This window comes from Chryseobacterium lathyri (genome assembly GCF_003290185.1).
GTDB lineage: Bacteria > Bacteroidota > Bacteroidia > Flavobacteriales > Weeksellaceae > Chryseobacterium > Chryseobacterium lathyri.
Window position 1 is genome coordinate 96642 of the sequence record NZ_QNFY01000010.1, and the last position, 22594, is coordinate 119235.

General features: G+C 37.4%; 24 protein-coding genes. 17 read left to right on the forward strand and 7 right to left on the reverse strand.

Annotated elements, in window-relative coordinates; all coding sequences use genetic code 11:
* Positions 1–83 precede the first annotated feature (83 nt).
* The 9 genes from DRF61_RS15300 to DRF61_RS15335 all read left to right on the forward strand — a co-directional run bounded on the left by DRF61_RS15300 (position 84) and on the right by DRF61_RS15335 (position 8756).
* Positions 84–2222 (forward strand): TonB-dependent receptor, encoded by a 2139-nt coding sequence (locus DRF61_RS15300; protein WP_111958574.1) that lies wholly within the window; start codon positions 84–86, stop codon positions 2220–2222.
* A 138-nt stretch (positions 2223–2360) separates the two neighbouring features.
* Positions 2361–3113: an HU domain-containing protein gene (locus tag DRF61_RS15305; RefSeq protein WP_111958576.1), complete on the forward strand. Its 753-nt coding sequence runs from the start codon at positions 2361–2363 to the stop codon at positions 3111–3113.
* Positions 3101–3652: an acyl-CoA thioesterase gene (locus tag DRF61_RS15310; RefSeq protein ID WP_048500903.1), complete on the forward strand. Its 552-nt coding sequence runs from the start codon at positions 3101–3103 to the stop codon at positions 3650–3652. The genes DRF61_RS15305 and DRF61_RS15310 overlap by 13 nt, the downstream gene beginning before the upstream one ends.
* A 190-nt stretch (positions 3653–3842) precedes the next feature.
* The gene (locus DRF61_RS23055) at positions 3843–4043 is read left to right on the forward strand and encodes a GxxExxY protein (RefSeq protein WP_338065568.1); all 201 of its coding nucleotides are present in this window, start codon (positions 3843–3845) and stop codon (positions 4041–4043) included.
* On the forward strand, positions 3967–4125 hold the full coding sequence (locus tag DRF61_RS23060; protein ID WP_307724886.1) for a GxxExxY protein: 159 nt from the start codon (positions 3967–3969) through the stop codon (positions 4123–4125). Before DRF61_RS23055 ends, DRF61_RS23060 begins: the two co-directional genes overlap by 77 nt.
* Positions 4126–4169: 44 nt before the next feature.
* Positions 4170–5099, forward strand: coding sequence for a 2-hydroxyacid dehydrogenase (locus DRF61_RS15320; RefSeq protein ID WP_111958578.1), 930 nt, complete (start codon positions 4170–4172; stop codon positions 5097–5099).
* A gap of 153 nt (positions 5100–5252) precedes the next feature.
* A complete protein-coding gene (locus DRF61_RS15325) occupies positions 5253–6515 on the forward strand; it encodes a serine hydrolase domain-containing protein (protein WP_111958580.1) in 1263 nt (420 codons plus the stop codon).
* 23 nt (positions 6516–6538) lie between these two features.
* Positions 6539–8293, forward strand: a complete 1755-nt coding sequence (locus tag DRF61_RS15330) for an Ig-like domain-containing domain (protein ID WP_111958582.1) — start codon at positions 6539–6541, stop codon at positions 8291–8293.
* A gap of 4 nt (positions 8294–8297) precedes the next feature.
* A complete protein-coding gene (locus DRF61_RS15335) occupies positions 8298–8756 on the forward strand; it encodes a heme-binding domain-containing protein (RefSeq protein WP_111958584.1) in 459 nt (152 codons plus the stop codon).
* A 60-nt stretch (positions 8757–8816) separates the two neighbouring features.
* On the opposite strand, the gene DRF61_RS15340 is transcribed toward DRF61_RS15335, so the two are convergent.
* The 5 genes from DRF61_RS15340 to DRF61_RS15360 form a co-directional block, all read right to left on the reverse strand.
* Complete coding sequence (locus DRF61_RS15340) at positions 8817–9335, reverse strand: NUDIX hydrolase (RefSeq protein ID WP_111958586.1); 519 nt, start codon at positions 9333–9335, stop codon at positions 8817–8819.
* A 41-nt stretch (positions 9336–9376) separates the two neighbouring features.
* Positions 9377–10291, reverse strand: a complete 915-nt coding sequence (gene xerD / locus DRF61_RS15345) for a site-specific tyrosine recombinase XerD (protein ID WP_111958588.1) — start codon at positions 10289–10291, stop codon at positions 9377–9379.
* 6 nt (positions 10292–10297) lie between these two features.
* Positions 10298–10720, reverse strand: coding sequence for a deoxycytidylate deaminase (locus DRF61_RS15350; protein ID WP_111958590.1), 423 nt, complete (start codon positions 10718–10720; stop codon positions 10298–10300).
* A gap of 43 nt (positions 10721–10763) precedes the next feature.
* On the reverse strand, positions 10764–11531 hold the full coding sequence (locus DRF61_RS15355; RefSeq protein ID WP_111958592.1) for an enoyl-CoA hydratase/isomerase family protein: 768 nt from the start codon (positions 11529–11531) through the stop codon (positions 10764–10766).
* Between the two features lie 104 nt (positions 11532–11635).
* A complete protein-coding gene (locus tag DRF61_RS15360; protein WP_111958594.1) occupies positions 11636–13123 on the reverse strand; it encodes a catalase in 1488 nt (495 codons plus the stop codon).
* Between the two features lie 132 nt (positions 13124–13255).
* Here DRF61_RS15360 and DRF61_RS15365 point away from each other — a divergent pair, with 132 nt between their 5' ends.
* The 8 genes from DRF61_RS15365 (at position 13256) to DRF61_RS15400 (ending at position 20821) form a co-directional block, all read left to right on the forward strand.
* Complete coding sequence (locus DRF61_RS15365) at positions 13256–14206, forward strand: LysR substrate-binding domain-containing protein (protein WP_111958596.1); 951 nt, start codon at positions 13256–13258, stop codon at positions 14204–14206.
* A 229-nt stretch (positions 14207–14435) separates the two neighbouring features.
* Entirely contained in the window at positions 14436–15716 is a 1281-nt protein-coding gene (gene metK, locus DRF61_RS15370) for a methionine adenosyltransferase (protein ID WP_111958598.1), read from the forward strand.
* Positions 15717–15799: 83 nt separating this feature from the next.
* On the forward strand, positions 15800–16291 hold the full coding sequence (locus DRF61_RS15375; protein WP_111958600.1) for a hypothetical protein: 492 nt from the start codon (positions 15800–15802) through the stop codon (positions 16289–16291).
* Between the two features lie 197 nt (positions 16292–16488).
* Positions 16489–17079: an RNA polymerase sigma factor gene (locus DRF61_RS15380; RefSeq protein WP_111958602.1), complete on the forward strand. Its 591-nt coding sequence runs from the start codon at positions 16489–16491 to the stop codon at positions 17077–17079.
* A gap of 204 nt (positions 17080–17283) precedes the next feature.
* On the forward strand, positions 17284–17979 hold the full coding sequence (locus DRF61_RS15385; RefSeq protein WP_111958604.1) for a YjjG family noncanonical pyrimidine nucleotidase: 696 nt from the start codon (positions 17284–17286) through the stop codon (positions 17977–17979).
* A 253-nt stretch (positions 17980–18232) separates the two neighbouring features.
* The gene (locus tag DRF61_RS15390) at positions 18233–18682 is read left to right on the forward strand and encodes a PepSY-like domain-containing protein (protein ID WP_111958606.1); all 450 of its coding nucleotides are present in this window, start codon (positions 18233–18235) and stop codon (positions 18680–18682) included.
* A 174-nt stretch (positions 18683–18856) separates the two neighbouring features.
* Positions 18857–19528, forward strand: coding sequence for a response regulator transcription factor (locus DRF61_RS15395; protein WP_111958608.1), 672 nt, complete (start codon positions 18857–18859; stop codon positions 19526–19528).
* Positions 19529–20821 carry a sensor histidine kinase gene (locus DRF61_RS15400; RefSeq protein WP_111958610.1) on the forward strand — a complete coding sequence of 431 codons (1293 nt, stop codon included), beginning with the start codon at positions 19529–19531 and terminating at the stop codon, positions 20819–20821. It begins immediately after the preceding gene.
* A gap of 3 nt (positions 20822–20824) precedes the next feature.
* Here the strand turns inward: DRF61_RS15400 and trpS are convergent, their stop codons facing one another.
* A complete protein-coding gene (trpS, locus tag DRF61_RS15405; RefSeq protein WP_111958612.1) occupies positions 20825–21793 on the reverse strand; it encodes a tryptophan--tRNA ligase in 969 nt (322 codons plus the stop codon).
* Between the two features lie 146 nt (positions 21794–21939).
* Positions 21940–22584 (reverse strand): SanA/YdcF family protein, encoded by a 645-nt coding sequence (locus tag DRF61_RS15410; RefSeq protein WP_111958614.1) that lies wholly within the window; start codon positions 22582–22584, stop codon positions 21940–21942.
* Between the last annotated feature and the right edge of the window lie 10 nt (positions 22585–22594).

Sequence of the window (22594 nt, forward strand, 5' to 3'; positions counted from 1 at the left end):
ATCATTGCTAGACTGTTAAATTAGTAAATTGCTACATTATTTAATCCGCCCCTTTTATTCATTAAATTTTAAAAATTTATAGAATGAAAGGATTATTTTTTTTAGGGCTTACGGTAGGCTCTGCAGCCTTTATCCAGGCGCAAAATAAGGATTCACTGAAGGTCAGGGAAATTGAAGCTGTCAACTTTACCAAAAGACTTCCTGTTGCCAAAGAAATCATTAACGTACAGAAAGATGTAGACAGCAGGAATCTGGGTCAGGATCTTCCAATTCTTTTAAAAAATCAAACGTCTGTTATCTCAACCTCTGATGCCGGAAACGGGATTGGGTACACGGGATTCAGAATTCGTGGAGTAGAAGGAAAAGGTATTAATGTGATGATGAACGGCGTTCCCTATAACGATTCTGAAAGCCAGGGAACATTTTTCGTCAATGTTCCGGATCTTACCAGTTCTGCCTCTCAGATTGTGATTCAGAGAGGGGTGGGGACTTCCAATAATGGGGTTTCTGCGTTTGGTGCGAGTATCAATGTGATCTCCAAAGAACCGGATGAGAAGATGTATTTCAAAACCGATGACAGCTACGGCTCATTTAATACCTATAAATATTCAGCGGAAGCAGGTTCCGGGAAATTCTGGAACAACAGGCTTTCGGTGATGGGAAGGTATACGCGTATCCAATCTGACGGGTATATTGACAGAGCTTCTTCAAAACTGGATTCTTACAATTTCACTGCATTATTTGAAGAAGGGAAAACAAGGCTTCGTCTGATGGCTTTCGGAGGAAAAGAAAAAACTTATCAGGCATGGAACGGAATTGACCGGCCAACCTGGGAAACCAATCCTAAATTCAATTATTCAGGACAATACACAGATCTGTTGACCGGAGAAGAGAAATTCTATGATAACGAGACGGATAATTACAGACAGAATCATTTCCAACTTTTATGGGAGCAGAAATTCAATGATAACTGGAATTTGGAAACCACGCTTCATTATACGAAAGGAAAAGGCTACTATGAAAACTATAAAAGAGTTGATGAAACAGATGTAGAGGCTACACATTATTCCAATTATAATTTGCCGGTACCGGTTGTAAATGGCTCTCCGGTAGAAATAACCGATTTTATCAGAAAAAAATGGCTGGATAATGATTTTTACGGGGCTGTTTCTACACTTTACGGAAAGCTGGATAATATAGATCTTAATTTCGGTGTGGTCGCGAACCAATACTATGGAAGACATTTTGGAAATGTTACCGGGGTTTATTTTCCACAGATCAATGAGTATGAATATTACAGAAACCGTTCGGTGAAAACTGAGCTGGCAGGGTTTGCAAAAGCTTTATGGAGAACCGGGGATCACTTTGAATTTTTCGGAGATCTTCAGATCAGAAATATTGATTATGATACCAAGATCCTGAATACCGGAGATGGAGAAGGTGGAAATCTTGATAAGAGCTGGCTTTTCTTTAATCCAAAAGCGGGAGTGAATTATAAAATCGGGAATGGGAAAGTTTTCCTTTCATACGCACATGCCCACCGCGAACCGAACAGGGATGACCTGATGAGTGATAATGAAGTAAAAGCCGAAAAACTCCATGATTTTGAAGCCGGTATTGAAAAACAGTTTGGAATTTTATCTGTTACGGCTAATTTATACTATATGTACTATGTTAATCAGTTAGTACTGAACGGGCAGTTAAATAATGTAGGAGCATTCATCAGAACAAACTCCGGAAAAAGCTACAGAAGAGGAATTGAAATCGGAGCGTTGGCTAAACTTTCCAAGCAATGGGAAGTGAATGGGAATATCAGTCTCAGCCAGAATAGAAACCTTGATTTTAAAATTAAAAATAATGGAGCACTTCAGAATCTGGGTGATACCAATATTTCATTTTCGCCTAATGTCATTGCCAATCTTGGCCTAAAGTTCAATCCTTCCAAGAGTTTTCTGTTTGCTTTAACGAATCAATATGTCGGAAAACAATATCTGGATAATACCGGGGATAAAAACCTCGAGCTGAAAGATTATTTCCTGACCGATTTCAATGCGCAGTACCAGTTTACCATAGCCCATAATGATATTGCTTTAAAATTACTGGTGAATAATCTCTTTAATAAAAAATATGTAAACAACGGAGCGGTTTATGGTGGAGATCCATACTATTTTTCACAGGCAGGAACTAATTTTATGTTCGGGATCAGCTGGAAAATTCAATAATACGGATGATAATTTGCCAAACAGGGTTTAATACATTCAATTTTATACCTATTTATCAAAAGACTGTTCAGGCAGTCTTTTTTTATATCCTACAAATCTCTTCAAAAAGTCACGAAAAAATTATAAATTTGCTGCCAAATGAATATTTCAGCTTACATTTTAGAATATCTGAAACAATTTGGAACTGTGACGGTTCCGGGATTCGGTGCGTTTTCGCTTAAAAACTCCAAGGCAATTATTAATTCTGAGAACGGAAGCATTCTTCCGCCTGCAAGCGAGATCGTTTTTGCAGTGGATTATGAAATACAGTCTGACGAGCTGGCTGCCTTTATAGCCGGAGAAAAGCAGATGTCTTTAGAGGCTTCCAGAAGTGACTTGAAAATCCAGACTGATTTTTGGAAGAAAAAACTTCAGGCAGATCAGTTTCTGGAAATTCAGAACCTCGGAGCTATCCATATTGAAGATGATAAGACGCATTTCAAGGGGAAAAGAATAGAAGCGGGGCATCCGGACTTTTATGGGCTTGAAGAGATCAGGCTCTCGGATATCAACAATGGTGAAAAAATAAGTACTAAAGAAAAGAGAGAGAAAGATTATACATTCAAAAAATCTATTCTTTGGATTTTTCTGCTTGCCATTCCTGTTTTAGGAATTCTGTATCTGGCATTCACCCAAAGAGAACTTCTTTTCGGAAAAAAATCTTTTGATAAAGTTTCTGTCCAGACTTCTACACATAGAATTGTAAAAGACACCGTAAAAGTAATGGTACAAGGTCCGGAAACGGCTGTTTCAGATTCCCTGAAAAAAGATTCATTAGCAAAACCAGCCGGAAAAGGCATAAAACCCGCTTCGGCAGCTCAAAACAACACTAAGACTCAATGGCAAAAGTAAAAAAAGCGTCAGAATCTCTGACGATCATGACCAATATTGTTCTTCCGAACGAAACCAACTCTTTAAGAAACCTTTTCGGAGGTGAACTTCTTGCAAAAATGGACCGTTGTGCTTCTATTTCTGCAGCCAGACACTGCGAGAGAAGAGTGGTAACAGCATCTGTAAATCATGTTTCTTTCAATCATCCTATCCCTGAAGGTGGGGTAGTGGTTCTGGAATCTAAAGTTTCAAGAGCTTTCTCTACTTCAATGGAGGTGTATGTGGATGTTTGGTTGGATGATCCGATCAATCAGAAGAAAGTTCATACCAATGAAGGAATTTATACTTTCGTTGCAGTAGATGAATTCAACCGTCCTATTCCTATCCCGGACATGATTCCCGAAACTGAAGAAGAAAAACTGAGACATGCTGCTGCTTTCAGAAGAAAAGAACTGTCATTAATCCTTTCCGGAAGAATGAAGCCCCTGGAATCGGTGGAACTTAAAAAATTATTCCAGGAACCGGAAGAAACAAAAGAGTCAAAGAAAGATAAAAAATAAAAAATTAAACACAAATAACACGAATAGATGGCACGAATTTTCACAAATGGTTTGTGCCTAATCAAATGAAAAAAAATAATAAAGATGGATATTTCAGAAAATGATATATCAAAAATTGTTTATGAAGCAGGGTATATAGTCCATAAGTCATTAGGACCGGGACTTTTTGGAAAGTGCTTATGAAGAATGTTTGTTTTATGAATTAAATAAATTTGATATTCTTGTAGAGAGGCAAAAACCGATGCCATTAGTTTATGATGAGGTTAAAATGGATATTGGTTATAGGCTTGACTTTTTAATTGAAAAAAAAATTTGTGCTGGAAATAAAATCCATAGAATCATTACAAGATATTCATTTAGCACAAATACTTACATACCTTCGCCTAAGTAATTGTAAACTTGGAATGTTAATTAACTTTAATACACTTCAGTTTAAAAATGGAGTTAAAAGAGTGATTAACGGTACTTTATAATTGTGTTATTTGTGAAATAAATTAGTGCCATTTGTGTTTAAACTATGAAAATACTTCTTTTAGATAAAAACCATCCTCTCATCACAGAACAGCTTTTAACTAAGAATTTTGTATTAGAAGAAGATTTCACATCTTCCTATGATGAGGTTTGTCATAAAATTGATAACTATGACGGAGTTATCATCAGAAGCAGAATTCCTCTGGATAAAAACTTTCTGGAAAAAGGGAAAAGCCTGAAGTTTATTGCCAGAGTAGGAGCGGGAATGGAAAATATTGATATTCCAGTTGCAGAAAAACTGGGAATTCAGTTGATCAATTCTCCGGAAGGGAACAGAGATTCGGTAGCAGAACATGTTGTAGGGATGCTGTTGATTTTAATGAACCGTCTTTTTATCGCCTCCCAAGAAGTGAAAAACGGAATCTGGCTTCGTGAAGAAAATAGGGGAGATGAGCTTCTCGGAAAAACGGTAGGGCTTATAGGATATGGAAACATGGGGAAAGCTACAGCAAAAAGATTCTCAGGATTTGGCTGTAAGGTTATTTTTCATGATATCCTTCCCGGGCTTTCTGATGAATATGCTACACAAGTCAGTTTAGAAGAACTAAAACAATCTGCAGATATTCTGAGCCTGCATATTCCGCTGACTTCTGAAACTCACTATCTTATTGATGAAAAGTTTATTTCAGAAATGAAAAAAGACTTTTATTTCATCAATACAGCCAGAGGAAAAAACGTAGAAACTAAATATTTAGTTGAATCTTTAAAATCAGGGAAAGTAAAAGGTGCCTGCCTTGATGTCCTTGAATATGAAAAGGCATCTTTTGAAAATCTGGAAACAGAAAATGAAGATCTTAAATACCTTCTGGAATCTGAAAAAACAATCGTAACACCACACATCGCCGGATGGACTCACCAAAGCAAAGAAAAGCTGGCACAGGTGATCGTGGACAAGATAATTGCTTCCTACTGTTAGGAAAAATCTAAGGCAAAAGATAAAATTACTCATTGCCTGTGTCTTTATCCCTTTCGCGAGTTTCATCTTTTATGTTAAATAATTCATAATATACGCTCCGAACTGAAAATTTATTTTGAGTTTTATTAAATTGCTGCTCATTTTTTGATACTCATGACGAAGCGTAATTTTTTACTTATTGTAGCTGTTTTTTTATCCTTTATTTCCTGTAAAAAAAAATCTGAATCCAAGCAGACTTCAGCTGAAAACACGACTAATCTTCCAAACTACGGAAATGTAGATCTGGGCAATGTTTTTACCAAAGAAGACAATCAGTTTGGAGATAAAGGAATACTCACAGGGTACATCGACCAGTATTATAAAAAGATCTGGGAAGGTGGAGATCTGAGCGGAGGGATACTCGTCGCAAAAGGAGATGATATTCTGTATGAAAACTACAGAGGTTTCGGCAGAGAAGGAAACCAGATGCCGATCGATAAAAATACACCACTGCATGTAGCTTCTGTCTCAAAGACGTTGACGGCTATGGCCATGCTGAAATTGGTGGAAGCTGGAAAAATAAAACTGACCGATCACCTTACCCAATATTTTCCGGGGTTTCCTTATCCGAATGTCACTGTACAGACATTGCTGGATCAGAGAAGCGGTCTTCCGAAATACGAATATTTTATTGCCAAAATACAGCCGGCTCCGGCAGAACTTTCAAAATCTTTTATTACTAACCAGGATGTTCTGAATATGATCATCAAATACAAACCAGATCTGGCAAGGGATACGGATACAGGTTTTATGTACTGCAACACCAACTTTGCGATGCTGGCTTTACTGATAGAGAAGATCACCAAAACTCCGTTTCCGCAGGCCATGAAAGAAATGGTATTTCAGCCTCTGAAAATGGAACATACTTATATTTTTCAGGAGAAAGATATTCCTACAGCCGCACAGTCTTTTTATTACGGCGGAAACAGACTGTATCCTTTAGACAGGCTTGACCTTATCTATGGTGATAAAAATGTGTATACAACGCCAAGGGACCTTTATAACTTCTCAAAAGCCATGTTTTCAAAAGACTTCTTAAAGCCTGATCTGATGCAGATGGTTTTCACACCGTATAGCAACGAGAAAGCAGGAATGAATAATTACGGACTCGGTTTCAGGATGAAGATCTTTGACAATGGCGAGAAACTTACTTATCATAACGGATGGTGGCACGGAACCAATTCCGTATTTGCCCATCTGCTGAAATCAAAAGTGACGATCGTAGCTATTGGGAACAAATATTCAGGGAAAGTATATACAGCATTGGCTTTATCAGGATTATTTGAAGATTTTCCGGCTCAGAAAGATAAGCTGCACAGTGTAATGAACGACAATAAAGATACTTTGAATGCCGGACATGAAGTTTTTGGAGAATAATGTTTAATTTTGCTTAAACATATATGAAAAGACTTCTTCTATTATTCGTTATCTGTTTTCTTGTACACTCATGTGCAAGAGTAGGATCTCCCGTGGGAGGACCGAAAGATACCCTGGCTCCAAAGTTTTTAAGCTCAAATATTGACACTACAAGAGTTAATGTAAAAAGAGACATCCATGAGCTCAGACTGGATTTCGACGAATATATTACCTTAAAGGATATCAATAAAAACCTGATCATTTCTCCGCCTATCAAAAATATAAAGCGGATTCTTCCTTCCAACATCGCCAATAAGTTTGTGATGATCCAGTGGGAAGATACCCTCCAGGCCAATACGACTTATAACTTCAACTTTGGAAACTCAATTGCTGATAATAATGAGTCTAATATTCTTAGGTATTTCAATTTTGCTTTTTCTACGGGAGATAAGCTGGATGATCTTTATATCAGCGGTGAAATTTCGGATGCAGTAGCACTTAAAAAGAAAGAAGGAGAAAATAAGCTTGTTGTAGGGCTTTACCAGGTGAAAGATACGATGAATTACAGACAGAAACCCTATTACATTACCAAAGTGGATGAAGATGGGTATTATGAACTTAACTATCTTACCCCGGGAAAATATAAGATTATAGCCTTTGAGGATGAGAATAGTAATTCTATTTATGATCCGGGAAAAGAAAAAATAGGATTTCAAAAAGAAGCTGTAGATGTTGAAAAGTCTGTTTCAGGATTAAATTTAAAAATATATCCTTCCAAAAAGCCTTTGAAATATCTTGAAATGAAAGAAAGTCCCGGAGGAGTTATCATGACATTTGAAGGAAACCCTGAGAATGTGAAAGTAGCCTCTGTAAACGAAAAGCTTCAGGACATTAAGGTGACCCACCGCCCGAAATCGGATACCGTAAAAATCTGGTTTGATGCTGTAAAAAGCGATGTGGGGCAAACGGTTACTGAAAATCTTAAATTCAGCTACGATATCGGGAGCAAGCAGGATACTGTTTCCGTATTCTATAAATACAACAAGAAAAATGCAATGGATCTTGAAAATGACAGCGGAGGCCCATTATTGGCTCCGAATTCTGACTTTAATATCAGATCCGGCTATATCATCGATAAGATAAGTCCTGAAAAATGGACTCTTAAAAGTGACAGTTTAACCACTCAGGAATTTACTGCTAAAATCTCTGAAACAGATCCTTACCAGATTCAGATTCATTCAGATTTTGTGAATGGCAAAAAATATCAGCTTACGATTCCAAAGGAGACGGTATCGTCCTATTACGCTAAAAATGTACAGTCAAAACGTTTTGATTTCGAAGTAGAAAAGGTAGATCAATTCGGAAGTCTTGCATTTAATATACAGAATGCACCGGAGGCCAGTTATTGGATCCAGCTCCTGGATGCTTCGGATAAAGTTATTTATTCAAGATATACCAAAGGAAACAGCGTGAAATTTGACATCCTGAAACCTAATGAATATATCGTAAGAATACTGGTGGATAACAATGGAAATAAATTCTGGGACGAAGCGGATTTTGAAAAAGAAACTTTTGCTGAAGATTCCTATGTCTTCTACAAAAAAGCTGTTGTGCGGCCGTTATGGGAAACCAAGGAAGACTGGGACCTGAAAGATACCAGAACGCTGGATAATCCTAAAGGAAATATTCCTAAGCCTGTAGATGTTCCTGCAGAAACCCCCAAAGACACCATACAGAAGGAATTGAATAAAGAAGTGAAGTCAGAATCCGGAAATGCAGTCTTAACACCGGTAAAATAAAGCTATGAATACATTAAAGAAAGTGTTATTCTGGGCGCTGGTAGTTTTTGCACTGATGCAGTTTATTTCTATTGATAAAGTAAATAAGCCTGTCAATACAGCCGTTAACTTCGTCGATACAAAAAAGACTCCGGAAAAAATCAGGGGTTTGATAAAAGGAGCCTGTTACGATTGTCACTCCAATGAAACAGTATATCCCAAATATGCTTATGTTGCGCCTATTTCGTGGTCTGTAAAAAGCCATGTGAATGAAGGCCGGGAACATCTCAATTTTTCTGTTTGGGGTACATATAACAAGGAACTGAAGGAAAGCATGCTGAGCAAATCCATTCAGACAATCCAAAGCAAAGCGATGCCTATGCCGGGATATATCGTCTACCACAAAGAAGCTAATCTTACAGACGCTGAAAGAACATTACTAGTTCAGTATTTCGAAGATATGCTGAAATCAAAATCTTATTGATATCAAACAAAATAACTCCCACACATTGTAATCTGCGGGAGTAAATTTCTTTATAATAACTTACCGGTTATTCTTCAGATATTCTACAAAAAATCTCTGCTGAGATTCAAAAGCAATATCATCAAGGTCCAAAGCATTCAAAGGAATCCAGGTCGCTTCTGATATTTCAGAAAGCTCCAGGCTCACCTCAAACTTTTCCTGAACACGATACTCATAAAAAAGATCGATTGTATTGTAATCAATTTCTTTATACTGATAGATGTTCGGGAGGCTGGTAAGATACTTTAGTTTTGAAATATCCACATCAAGCTGAAGCTCTTCAAAAAGCTCTCTTTTGCACGTTTCCTCTGCGCTTTCCCTTGGATCTACAAAACCTCCGGCCAGATCAAGTTTTCCCTTTTTAGGTTCCCTGTTTCTTCTGGTAAGGTAGATTTTATCACCATATCGGATAACAACAGCTACCGCGCCGGCAACGTTATTGTAGAGGGTAAAACCGCATTCGGGACAGCTCCATTTCTTTTCGCCATCCCAATGCAGGGTTTCTTTGCCACAGCTTGGGCAGTATTTCAATAATTTCATCTGTTAACAATATTTTTTCAAAAGTCAGATGGAACTTCGTTTTATTGAGCAATATTAATATTTCTCGGGTGATAAGTTAAAATCACGTCCCGAAGTTCTTCTGTTTTCAGATGAGTATAGATCTCCGTAGTGGTAATACTGGAATGTCCCAGCATTTCCTGGATATAGCGAAGGTCTGCCCCATTCTGTAAAAGGTGCGTTGCAAAAGAATGTCTGAAAGTGTGTGGAGATATTTTTTTGCTTACGCCAGCTTTGTCTGTAAGTTCTTTAATGATCAGAAATACGATTACTCTGGACATGGATGTTCCACGGCTGTTAAGAAACAGCGTATCCTCATATTTTTTATTGATCTTGCTTTTCGAACGTACTTCTTTGATGTAAGTTTCCAAAAGTTCAGCAGTATAATCGGCTAGAGGAACGAAACGTGTTTTGTTGCCTTTTCCGTTTACTTTAATGTACTGTTCTTTGAAATTGATGTTCGAAATCTTAAGGTCAATAAGTTCCGAGACACGTAATCCGCATCCGTAAAGAACTTCAATGATACAATGATTTCTCTTTCCGAGGTCAGAATGCGACTCAATGGCTGCAATAATCTTATTGATGTCAGGCAGGCTTAAGGTGTCAGGAAGATACAATCCCAGTTTTGGACCTTCAAGCAGTGAGGCAGGATTATCTTCTCTGAACTCGTCCTCAAGCAGAAACTTGAAGAAAGCTTTTATCGAAGAAATCCATCTTGCTTGTGATCTTTCGCTGAACTTCTGTTTGGAAAGATTGAAGATATATTCCTGTAAGTTTTCGTAACCGATAGAGTCTGGACCGACGTTTTCCAGATCCACTTCGGCATAATCTTTTAATTTTTTGATGTCTCGAATATAGGCATCGAGAGTGTTTTCTGAAAAATTTCGTTCGAAACGAAGAAATATTTCAAAATCTTTGATCTTTTCATCCCAGGTCATTTGTGCTTATTTTTTTAGTTCACAGTCCGATATTTGTTCTATTTCAATGTTATGGTTTCTCAAGAACGCTATCCCGTCGTCGTCTGAATACTCATTAATATACACAAGTCTTGTAATTCCAGCCTGCAGAATCAGCTTACTGCATTCTTTGCATGGCGACAGCGTTAAATATAACGTAGCACCTTTTGCAGACTGAGTGGAAGCGGCCAGCTTTAAGATAGCATTGGCTTCCGCATGAAGTACATACCAGTGTGTTTTTCCTTCTCCATCTTCACAGCAGTTTTCAAATCCCGAAGGAGTTCCGTTGTAACCATCTGAAATAATCATCCTATCTTTTACGATAAGAGCTCCTACCTGTTTTCTCTTACAGTAGGATAATTTTGCCCACTCTTGGGCCATTTTTAGATAAGCTTTATCAAACTTATTCATACCGCAGCATTAGTTTTTTTCGAAATAATTTGGATTAAAAATCTTAGAAATTAGGCTTTCTTTTCTCTAAAAAAGCGGTAACTCCTTCTTTCTTGTCGTTCATTTCAAAAAGTTCTCCGAAATACTTGATTTCAGATTCAAAACCTTTATCCGTGTCAGACAAGTTTACGGCTTGGATGGCCTTTGATATAGCCATTGGTGAGTTATTGGCTATAATATTCGCTAATTCTTTTGTTTTGGTTAATAATTCTTCAATAGGGTATACTTCATTCACCAATCCGATTTCCTTTGCTTTTTGAGCAGGGATCATTTTGGCTGAGAAGATCATTTCGTTGGCAATACCTTTTCCTACCAATTTAGGAAGCCTTTGGGTCCCTCCATACCCCGGAATTAATCCCAGAGTAACTTCCGGAAGCCCCAGTCTTGCATTCTCTGATGCATATCTGATGTGGCAAGCCATAGCTAGCTCTAAACCTCCTCCCAATGCGAAACCGTTCACGGCTGCAATAACAGGCTTAGATGTATTTTCAATTTTGTTGAACAGGGTATTATGCCCGTTTCTGGCCAGTTCTTCGGCTTTTTCCTGTCCAAAATCACTGAATTCTTTTATATCGGCTCCCGCTACAAATGATTTTTCGCCGCTTCCTGTAATAATGATTACTCTACAGGACACATCAGCGTTAAGTTCATCCATGGCTGAGCTTATCTCTTGAATCGTTTTTGCATTTAAAGCATTTAAGCTTTGAGGTCTGTTTATGGTTACAACAGCTAATTTCCCTTCCTTTTCTAATAATATATTTTCGTAACTCATTTTTCCACTATAAAATATTATTTTTTGCAAATTATGAATTTTTTGCAAAAAAAAGGAAAAAATATTAGTTTTTTTTCCTTTTACTTAATGAATCCTTCAAAATCCTATTTCGAATGATTCATCATATTAGCATCAATATTGATATTTAGCTGAGATGCCACTTTCATGCCAAGTTCTATATTAGTCCTGAAAAAGTGACATAATTGACGGTTGATGATCTCATCTTTTTTCGGCCCGGAAATTCCTCTCATACTTCCTACGATGTTGCTGATTAGGTGCTCTCTATCTTCAGCGGTCATCGATTTTGTATACAGTAATCCGGGTTGGGTATAATGATCATCATCATTTTCATTTCTGTTATAGCTGGCAACATGGGCACTGTCCAGCTCATATTCATAATTCTTATAAACCGGATCCGGTTTAATGTCATCAAAGCTGTTCGGGAAATAATTCGGTTTATCCTGGTATTGACTGGAATCTGCCATAAAACCGTCTCTCTGGTAGTTGTTGACTGCAAAAGGACATCGATTCACTTCCAGCTGGTGAGCATTTACTCCTACTCTGTATCTGTGGGCATCGGGATAAGAAAATAACCTTCCCTGAAGCATTTTGTCCGGAGAAAAACTGATTCCGTTAATAAGACTACTTGGTGAAAATGCAGACTGTTCCACATGTGCAAAATAATTGACCGGAACTTCATTCAGTTCCATTTCACCTACTTCGATCATCGGGAAATCATCATGAAACCATACTTTCGTAATATCAAAAGGATTCCATCTGAAATCTTTTGCCTGCTCTTCCGTCATCACCTGGATATACATGGTCCACTTCGGAAAATCTCCATTTTCAATGGCGTTGCAAAGATCTTCCTGTGCAAAATCAGGGTTTTCTCCAGCCATCTTTACTGCCTCTGCATCAGTGAAGTTTTTGATTCCCTGTTTTGTTATAAAATGGAATTTTACCCAGACTCTTTCATTTTGAGCATTGATCATCGAAAAAGTATGTGATCCGAACCCGTGCATATGTCTGTAACCATAAGGTGTTCCTCTGTCAGACATTAAAATAAGAACCTGGTGAAGAGATTCCGGATTATGGCTCCAGAAATCCCACATCATCGTGGCACTCTTTAAATTGGTTTTCGGAACTCTTTTCTGGGTATGGATGAAGTCTGGAAATTTTTTGGCATCCTTAATAAAGAATACCGGCGTGTTATTTCCTACCAGATCCCAGTTCCCGTCTTCCGTATAAAATTTTAAAGCAAAACCTCTCGGGTCCCTTGCTGTATCTGCACTTCCTTTTTCACCCCCTACAGTAGAAAACCGGGCAAACATTCTGCATGAGTTTCCTATTTTTGAAAATAATTTGGCTTTTGTATACTGACTGATGTCGTGTGTTACGGTAAATGTTCCGTAGGCTCCGGTTCCTTTGGCATGCACAATTCTCTCGGGGATTCTTTCCCTTACAAAGTGCGCAAGGTTTTCCTGAAGAATGAAATCCTGCAGCAGGACAGGCCCTCTGGGACCTACTGTCTGTGAGTCCTGATGTTCAAAATAAGGTGCGCCATTGCTTAGCGTTAATTTTTTAGAATCCATATAGTTATGATTTGTATGGTTGATTTCCCTTGTAAACTGTCTTATGCAGACGTATTAAATATCAAATTTACTTGAATTTTTGATTACAAATAGCAAAAACATTTTATCTTTGTAATAGATAATATTAATCAGATGAACATTCAGCAACTGGAGTATCTTATCGCTGTAGATAAGTACAAACATTTTGGTAAAGCAGCTCAGGCATGCTTTATTACACAGCCTACATTAAGTGCGATGATACAAAAATTTGAGGATGAACTGGATGTGAAAGTGTTCGACAGAACAACACACCCAATCCGTACTACAGATGTTGGGCTCCAAATCATTGATCAGGCAAAGGTAATTATAGAATCTGTCAATGAGCTGAAAAATAAGGCCAACCTTTTGAATAATATTTTAGGAGGAACGATCAATTTAGGAATCATTCCTACCGTTTCTTCTTTTATTTTGCCGACAGAAATCTTTAAATTTTTGGAAGATAATCCGAAAATCCAGATGAATGTAAAAGAAATGACCACAGACAATATTGTCAAGGCTTTAAAAGCAGGTGAACTGGATGCCGGAATTATTTCTACCCCTTATGATTCTGCTGATGAATTTTATCAGGACTTTCTTTTCAATGAAGAATTGATGATCTACAGCTCCAATACGGAAGCGAATAAAAAGAACTCTTACATCATACCTGAAGAACTGAATGTGGAAAAAGTCTGGCTCCTGGAAGAAGGGAACTGCCTGAGAAACCAGTTTGAGAATATCTGTCATTTAAAAGAAAATACATTAAAACCTAAGAATTTGGATTTCTTAGCATCCAATATTCAGACTTTGGTCCATATGGTGGATAAAGTGGGAGGGATCAGTATTCTGCCGGAATTAGCATTGAGCCAGCTTTCGGAAGAGCAAAAAGAGAATGTTTTCAGGTTCAAAAAACCTTTTCCATACAGAGAGATCAGCATTATTTACTATAAGCCGACTTTTAAGCAGAAAATTATTGATGAGCTGGCGCTGTCTATCAAAAAATCTCTTGAGCTTAAACTGAATTATCATGTAAATCCAAAGGAATTTGTGAGCATCAAACCGCAATGAACTAAGAAGACTGCAAAGTGATATAAATCATTAATCTTAAGAAAATTACAATTAATAAGCAAAAACCTTTAGTATTAAAAAAATAGTACTTAAATTTGCGAACGTTTATAAACGAGGAAAAATTTGACCTGATTGCAACCTCTCTAAAAATATGCTAAAACAGTATTCTTTCTAGGCAATTTATTCTTATTTTTCTTCATATATTTTAATCTAAAAAACAAAGAATAATATGTCTTATCTATTTACATCTGAATCAGTTTCAGAAGGACATCCGGATAAAATTGCCGATCAGATCTCCGATGCATTAATCGATCACTTTTTAGCATATGATAAAAGCTCTAAGGTAGCATGTGAAACCCTTGTAACAACAGGGCAGGTCGTGCTGGCCGGAGAAGTGAAGTCCGATGCATATCTTGATGTTCAAACTATTGCAAGAGATGTTATTAACGGAATTGGATACACTAAGGGAGAATATATGTTCAACGGAGATTCGTGTGGAGTAATTTCCGCGATTCACGAACAGTCTCCGGATATCAACCAGGGAGTGGATAGAGCAGTAAACGACGAATCTTTTGAAGCCAAAGCTAACGCACAGGGAGCTGGTGACCAGGGGATGATGTTCGGTTATGCAACCAACGAGACGGCTAATTATATGCCTCTTGCTTTAGACCTTGCCCACACGATCCTTAAAGAACTTTCTGTATTGAGAAGAGAAGGGAACGAAATCGCTTACCTTCGTCCGGATGCAAAAAGCCAGGTAACAATTGAATATTCTGACGATCACAAGCCGGTAAGAATTGATTCTATTGTGGTTTCTACACAGCATGATGACTTTGGAACTGAAGAAGAAATGCTGGATAAGATCCGTGAAGACATCAAAAAGATCCTGGTTCCAAGAGTAGTAGCTCAGCAGACTGAAGAGATCAAGGCATTGTTCAACGATCAGATCAAATATCACATCAATCCAACAGGGAAGTTTGTGATCGGAGGTCCTCACGGGGATACAGGTCTTACGGGAAGAAAAATTATCGTAGATACCTACGGAGGAAAAGGAGCTCACGGTGGTGGTGCTTTCTCTGGAAAAGATCCGTCGAAAGTAGACAGAAGTGCTGCTTACGCTACAAGGCACATCGCTAAAAACTTAGTGGCTGCAGGAGTAGCTGACGAAGTTCTGGTACAGGTTTCCTATGCAATTGGTGTTGCTGAACCTTGCGGTTTGTATATCAACACTTATGGAACTGCGAAAGTAGATCTTCATGATGGTGATATTGCTAAAAAAGTGACTTCAATCTTTGATTTAAGACCTTATGCCATTGAGCAGAACTTAAAATTAAGAAATCCTATCTACCAGGAAACGGCTTCTTACGGGCATATGGGGAAAGAGCATTATATAGCTGACAAAACATTCAATAAAGGTCAGAAAAATGAAATTACCCTTACAGGTCTTGAGTTCTTTACCTGGGAAAAACTTGACAAAGTAGACGAAATTAAAGCTGCTTTCGGCATTTAATTTGTCTTCAGAAATAATAAATAGGACTGCTTTATCTTTGGGTAAGGCAGTTTTTTTTAATTTTACACCTTAAATAATTAGAGATGATGAATTTTAGATCAGCAGTTACCGTACTTTTTATATTTTTCCTGAGCATAGTGGCAAGGGCACAGTATACCATGCATAAAATGGTCACCGTAGGATATACATACCAGAACCAAAGCTTTGGAGAATTGGGAGGGAAGCTGCTTTTTCTGAAGAATGATGATGTGATATACCGTTTGGGTGCATCTGCTTTAATGGGATCCGCCGGGTCTAAGTTTGCGATCATGCCGAAACTGCAGGCCGATGTTCTTCTTAATTTTGAAAAAAATGTAGATTTCTACCACTCATATTATCTTTTAATTGGGGCAGAAGGAACTAATAAATATATCGCACCAAAAATAGGAGTTACTCTTTTCGGCCTTTTGGATCTTACCGGAGGCTATGCTTTCCCAATCGGAGAGGCCCGTTTGAACGGAAAAGAGCTGAAAGGCTTAAATGTTAATTTAACATTAAATATTCCTACAGTCTTTATTCATGATATGTTTAAGTGATTTTTTTTTAATTTTCCCGTAAAAATTTAATAATAGGTTAACAGTTATTAAAAAATTATTATATTTACACCATATAATAATTGTACTGCCTATTGATTTTACTTTACTCTAAAAAACTGTTTTGTATTTACAGCTAGGGCCAGATAAAATATCTGGAGAATTGCTGGTCTGCAAATTTTTTATTATTGAGAAGAGTTATGAAATCAAAAACGGACAGCCTACTAATTTCCCTTTATCAGAAAGGAGATGAAGAAGCCCTATCAGCCCTTATTCATCGTCATCAGAGAGAACTGTTTACATTCATTTTTTACAAAATTAATGATGAAGATCTGGCCAATGATGTTTTTCAGGATACATTCATGAAAATCATCCTGATGTTGAAAGAAGGACGATATAACGAAGAAGGAAAATTTATTCTTTGGGCAAAAAGAATTGCACACAACCTTATTATTGATCATTTCAGACTAAAAGCGAAAAACGTTAAAGTTTCAGAAACTACTTTTGAAACAGATGAGTATTCTATTTTCGATCTGATCCGGGAGCCTTCAGAAAATATTGAAGAGCAGCTAGTAACGCTGCAGATCCAGGAAGATCTTTTAAGGATGCTTCAGTTCTTGCCACAGAATCAGCAGGAAGTTATTAAATTAAGATTTTTTGATGGCTTAAGCTTCAAAGAAATTGCAGATCATACCAATATGAGTATCAATACCACATTGGGAAGAGTACGCTATGCACTCATTAACCTGAGAAAAATCATGGACGAAAATAACATTGTATTGACACGTTAGGATAATATTTTCGAAAAATTCACGTTTAAAGGAAAACATACTTTCGCCTATGAAAAAAAATGATTCCTTAAAAGTGAAAACTTTGAAACCTAAGAAACAAACAATTGATTTTTTACTGAGTTACTCTAAAAGTCTTGAATTGGTACAAACCAAAAGCAAGAATTTCCCGATTTCCAAAAATTAAAATGAGTAATTTTGTGCTGTATGAAAATTCAGCACATTTTTTTTGACCTGGACAATACGCTCTGGGATCACCGTAAGAACGCTTACCTTACCATCAAAGACCTTTTTGAAAAACAGGAAATCACCTTACATTATAATATCGACTTTGAGGCCTTCCATTCTGTCTATCATGAAATTAATGAGAGCCTTTGGGAAAAGATCAGAGACGGTATTATCGGTAAAGAATACCTGAGAAAACACCGTTTCTATGATACTTTCAAACATTTCGGAGTGGATGATGAAGAGCTTTCGCAATATTTTGAAGAGCATTTCCTGGATAAGATCCTCAACCACAACGAGCTGGTAGAAGGTGCAGAGTACATTTTGGAATATCTGAAATCAAAAGATTATACGCTGCACGTTATTTCCAATGGCTTCCAGGAAGTAACAGAGAGGAAATGCATCCTTTCAGGAATCGATAAATATTTCAAAACCATTACCAGCGCTGATTCTGTAGGGGTGAGAAAACCCAATCCGAAGATCTTTGAATATTCATTGGGGCTTGCACAAGCCAGTAAAGGAGAAAGTATCCTGATTGGTGACGACTGGATCGCGGATGTTGTCGGGTCCCAGAATTATGGAATTGATGTAATCTTCTTCGATGTGTATAAAGAAAATAAGCAGGAAGAAGGTCTGAAAAGTATTACCCATCTTTTGCAGATTAAAGAATATTTATAAAATACACAGCTTTCAATAGCTACAAAATTTATTTTTTTTGAACCATTAAGATGATTGAAGATCTTAAGTTTAATTAAGAAAAAATCAAATGATTTTATTAAGCAGCAGCTTTCTTAATTTTCTTAAAACACTTATCTGATCTTAATGGTTCAATTTTTTTTCATTATTCATTCTCCACTTTTCATTTTTCCTAATTCTTTCCTAAATTGATTCTGAACTTTGCTCCATAATAAAACAGAAAAAATTTAAGATTATGAGAAATTTTAGGAAAATCACCGGGGCATTCGTTTTAATTTTCTTACTGGCAGGCGGATTTATTTTTGCGCAGGACAAAACAATCAATGCCAATCAACTGCCTAAAACGGCTAAAAATTTCCTTGCCTCCCATTTTAAAGGTGTTGCTATAGGATCGGCAATCGAAGACAGAGAAATCTATGGTGTTGATGAATACCAGGTATATCTGGTCAACGGGATGAAGGTAGAATTCGACAGTAGCGGAGACTGGAAAGAAGTGGACGGAAAACATCAGAAACTGCCTTATGCATTTATTCCGGCATCGATCAGGAACTATGCTGCTAAGAACTTTCCAAATACCTATATCGTTAAGATAGAAAAAGAAAGATGGTCTTATAAAGCAGAACTTTCCAACGGCCTGGATCTTGAATTTGACAGAAAAGGAAACTTCAAGAGAATTGATGACTAATATGCGGGACGAGGGAAGATGGAGGATGGAAGCTATTTAAGTTGCAGTATCAATTGAATATCTTTCAATTGATATTGTGTAAATAATGGATGGGCATCTGTTTCCCGGAAATAACTTCAAGCTTCGATCTTCCTCCCTATTTTTATATATTTGATAGAAGCTAATACTGGAAGGATGAAGATATTAATTGTTGAAGATGAACCGGAACTGAAAGATACTGTACAGACTTTTCTGGAAGCAGAGCGTTTTATTGTAGAATTTGCCCTTACGTACAATACAGGGCTGGAAAAGATCATTTCGTATGAATATGACTGTATTCTTCTGGATATTATGCTGCCGGATGGAAATGGAATTGACCTACTGAGAGAAATCAGGAAGCTGCATAAGAAAGATCCTGTGATTATTCTATCGGCCAAAGATTCTGTTGATGATAAGGTGGCAGGACTGGAAATAGGGGCCGATGATTATCTGGCAAAACCTTTTCATCTTGCTGAGTTAATGGCGAGAATCAGGTCTGTAATCAGAAGAAAGAATCAGGATGGGGAAAATACAATTACCTATAAAAACATCAGCATTGATCCGGAAAACAGAACCGTTAAAGTCGGGAATGAAGATCTGATTCTTAACCGTAAGGAATATGATCTCCTGTACTATTTTGTGATCCACCCGAAAAAAACGCTGCAGAAAACGACTTTGGCTGAAGCCATCTGGGGAGATTATATTGACCAGGCAGACAGTCTGGACTTTATTTATTCACAAATTAAAAATCTCCGTAAAAAATTGAAAAGCCTCAATGCAGAAGCCGATTTCCATGCCGTTTACGGAATTGGTTATAAATTTGTCTAAATGAAAGTTTCCTTAAAATATTACACTATCAAATATATGATCGGCATTCTGCTGTTGATCATTGCGGTCTGGGCAGCGCTATTTTATGCCTATATCCTGGACGAAGTTTATGATAATGTAGATGACGGACTGAAAGACAGAAAGATACAAATCATTAAGGCCGTATATCACGATCCTAAACTGTTGGACAGTAAAGATTTCGGATTTAACGAATTTAAGATCAAGCCTATTTCAGAATCTGAATATAAAGATAAAAACAGGCTCTATAACAAGATGTTCTATATGGAATATGATGATAAGGACCAGCCTTACCGCGTACTTGAGACCGATTTTATAGATCAGTTCGGAAAACGCCAGAGACTTGAAATACGGACTTCTACTGTAGAGCAGGACGAGCTGGTGTATGACTTGACTACAGCTTTAATCGTGCTGTATATTTTACTTGTGATCAGTATTGTTGCTGTCAATGGGTATATGCTGAACAAAGCCATGCGTCCGTTCTATGCCATTTTAAACAGGCTGAAGAAATACCAGTTCGGAGCTTCTTCCCTACAGGAACCTCAGAATTATTCTATCAAAGAATTTGAAGAGCTTAATGTGGAAATAGAGGAAATGATTAAACGGAACGAATTTGTTTTCCATCAGCAGAAGCAATTCATTGAAAATGCATCTCATGAACTTCAGACACCGCTGGCTATTGTGACTAATAAGATCGATCTGAAGATCCAGAATGATGATCTTGACAAGAAGAATATGAATTTCCTTACTGAAGTGAAAGGAGACCTGAGAAGAATGGCAGGACTGAATAAATCCCTGCTGATGCTTTCCAAAATAGAGAATAGTCAGTTCAATAAAATGGCAAAAGTAAATTTCAATGAAATGATTGCGGAACTGGTTAAAAGCTATGAGGATTTTATCGAATTCAAAAAAATTGAAGTCAGCATTGTTGAAAAAGGATTCTTTGGGGCAGATTTTAATCCTGATCTGGCGGATATCCTGCTTTCCAATCTGCTTAAAAATGCAATTAAATATAATAATCAGGAGGGGATTGTCAATATCATTATAGAAGATAACAGGCTCGTCTTCCGGAATAGCAGTAATGGTGTTCCATTGGACAAAGTGCAGATCTTCAACCGCTTTTATAAGCAGGGCTCAGACCATAGTTCTACCGGTTTGGGACTGTCTATCATCAGGACTATAACAAAACAATATCCCGGATGGGATATTGTCTATGAGTTTGAAGATGGATTGCATTGCTTTATTCTTTCTAAAAACAATGCTTTGGTATCTTAATGTTTAAATTCCTAAGCTTGCTCTTACTTTTTTAATGGTTTCTGTTGCAACTACTCTTGTTTTTGCAGCACCTTCCTGAAGTTTTGCTTCCAGCTCATCCAGATTGTTCATATAATAAGTGAACATTTCTCTTTCTTTTGCAAAACGGGTTAAAATCAGATTTAAAAGTTCTAATTTGGCGTGTCCGTAACCGAAGTTTCCGGCTAAGTATTTAGCTCTTAATTCTTCCGTCTGCTCAGGAGTAGCAATTAATTCATAGATCGCAAAAACTTTATCTGTTTCAGGGTCTTTTGGTTCTTCCAGAGCTTTAGAATCGGTTTCTATACTCATTACCTGTTTTTTCAGCTCTTTTTCAGGTAAGAATATATTAATGATATTTCCCATGGATTTAGACATTTTACGGCCATCTGTTCCGGGAACATATTTCGTGTCTTCCTGAAGCTCAGACTGAGGCAGTACAAAAACTTCCCCCATCTGGTTATTGAACCTTGATGCTACATCACGGGCAATTTCAAGATGCTGAAGCTGATCTTTTCCTACAGGAACTATTTCTGCATCATACAGTAAAATATCCGCAGCCATCAGAATAGGATAGGTGAACAGTCCGGCGTTAACGTCCTGAAGCCTGTCTGCTTTATCTTTAAATGAATGAGCAAGGGTTAATCTCTGGTAAGGAAAAAAACATGATAAATGCCAAGAAAGTTCACAGGTTTCAGGGATATCACTCTGTCTGTAAAAATATGTTTTTTCTGTATCCAGCCCACAAGCAAGCCAAGCCGCAGCAATCTCGTAGGTATTCTGTTTTAAAACCTTCGCATCTTTGATCTGGGTAAGAGAATGAAGATTCGCAATGAATAAAAATGATTCATTTCCTTCCTGCTTGGAAAGTTCAATAGCAGGAATAATCGCCCCAAGAAGATTTCCAAGATGGGGGGTTCCGGTGGCTTGAATGCCGGTAAGAATTCTTGACATTTGTTTAAATTATTTATAAAAAATTAATGAATTGCAAATTTAATTAATTCTCCCGCAGATTACACAGATTTGCACAGATGTTTGTGTGAAATTAAAATTGCGGAGAATTTTTAAGCTAAAAAGCAGGGTATTTTTCAGGAAGAGAGTTAAGGAATAATAATCTTTTCTCCCCCGAATTTCGGCTGTACTCCGAAAAGCAAATCCCAGTAAACCTTTGCTTTGGCCAGATACTCTCTGAGGTTGGTTTTTAAGCCGGCGTATTTATTTATATCATTAGCATTATACCCGAAAGCTTCTATTCCGTTTTTTTTAGCCAGAAAAACAGCTCTTTCATTGTGGAATTTCTGTGAAATGATCACCAGCTTCTGCTGTCCAAAGATATCTTTTGCCCTTACCACGGAATCCAGAGTACGAAATCCGGCATAATCCATTATAATCCTCTCCTTTGGAATGCCGTATTTCATTAAAGTAAGCTGCATATCTTCCGGTTCATTATAATCTTTGGTGCTGTTGTCTCCGCTTACGATAATGTATTTGATCTTTCCGCTTTTATACAGGTCTATGGCGGCCTGTATCCTATTGTAGAAATAAGCATTCGGCATGCCGTTGTTCAGATTCTTCCCGGTTCCGAGGAGTAAAGCCACTTTGGTTTCAGGAACATCAGAGATATTGTAAGAAACAAAAGCGCTGCTTTCTTTTCTGATACTGTAGTTAGCCCAGGCTATAAAAATAATTCCCGCTACAACAAGCAGCAGGAAAATTTTAAAAATATTTTTGATTACTTTTTTCATCCGGAATACT